1 protein-coding gene and 1 pseudogene are annotated in these 1,424 nt (G+C 56.1%); one reads left to right on the plus strand and one right to left on the minus strand.

Features of this window, described 5'->3' with window-relative positions:
* Positions 1 to 501: pseudogene (carB, locus tag B7992_RS16185) on the plus strand (carbamoyl phosphate synthase large subunit); the annotation flags it as partial.
* Positions 502 to 669: 168 nt separating this feature from the next.
* Here the strand turns inward: carB and B7992_RS16190 are convergent.
* Positions 670 to 1,424 (minus strand): nucleotidyltransferase family protein (locus B7992_RS16190; RefSeq protein ID WP_141100518.1); only part of this gene is annotated, 755 nt, incomplete at its 5' end.

Genomic DNA, 1,424 nt, shown 5'->3' on the forward strand with positions numbered 1-1,424 from the left:
TCCACCGGCGAAGTCATGAGCCTGGATCGCGACCGCGGCCTCGCCTACCTCAAGAGCCAGCTGGCTTCCGGCAACCGCATCCCCGACAAGGGCAACATCTTCGTATCCCTCAAGGACGAGGACAAGGCCCGCGCAGTGCCCCTGATCCGTCAGCTGGTGGAACTGGGCTACGGCCTCTACGCCACCCGCGGCACCTCCACCATGCTCTACAACGAAGGCATCAAGACCCGCGCCGTGTTCCGCATTTCCCGCGGCCGCCCGAACCTGCTGGACCTCATCCACGACAAGGAAGTCCAGTGGATCGTGAACACCAGCGAGACCGGCGCCGAAGCCATGGTCGATGAAATCCAGATGCGCAGCAAGGCAGTGGTCAGCGGCGTGCCTATCACCACCACCATCGCAGCCCTCACCTCCACCGTCGAAGGCCTCATGGACAAGCACGACTACGGTAGATTTGAGGTTTGCAGCCTGCAGGAGTATCATCGTCACATTGTGAAGTAATGGGCGTTGCCCTGTCGGGCCGGCCCTCTTGCGCTATAAAAAGACCGAGCTGGAAAAATCCAGTTCGGTCTTTTTTTCGTTCAGCCTCGCGCTCCTTGAAACTGCACAAGGCAAGCGCCGCGCGAGTCCGCCCCCATGCGGGCTGCGGGGCCTAACGCGAAAGCATTATCAGAACTTCACATCCCTTAATGAAATCTTGCGCAACCGGATTCGTGTCGAAGTGTTTTCTACAAAAACTTTCCAGTAATCGACTTCCGCCCAGAAGGTTTCCGCCAAATCGAAGCGCCAGTAACTTAAGGATTTCTTGCGCTTGCCAAGCCACCAGTAGAGCCATTTGAGGCGACCGCCTCCTACATGGCGACCAAAGTTGCCACCCTGCAGGATTTCCCGCAGGAGCCACCTCCCGCGGAATTCGTCGGGCTTGCAAAGCATCAGACTTTCGTCAAGACCAAACGATTCACGAAGCAGCCACATGAGGGCCCCCGCAATTTTCCGCAGTCCAAAGCGGTTCAAGTTCGCCATCAGTTCGCGGCGTTCGCTTTCGCTGGAATGTCTAAGCAACACGTAATAATCTACAATCTGCCGGAGCCCTACCCCGCCACCAATAAAATGGCGATAGATGTGCGATAGCTGCATGGCCAGCGCAAACTTCATGGAATGGGCACAGAAACCTTCGGGAACCTCTACCGAGTTCAGGATTTCCCAGTCCAGATATTTCAGCAGTTGCCTTGTCGCAAACGGATTGTAATTGCCCGAAGAGGTACGGAAATGAACTTCCACATCGATGGCGCGATCATTTTTCATGTGGGTGTGATGCGGCGAATCCTTCAGCGATTCCTGCATTTCGGTTTCCCGCAACAAACCCACGACGCTCTTTTTCCCGCCAGAAACCCAGATGTCAATATCTCCCGGCTGCCGACAAA

It is taken from the genome of Fibrobacter sp. UWH1, assembly GCF_002210365.1.
GTDB lineage: Bacteria > Fibrobacterota > Fibrobacteria > Fibrobacterales > Fibrobacteraceae > Fibrobacter.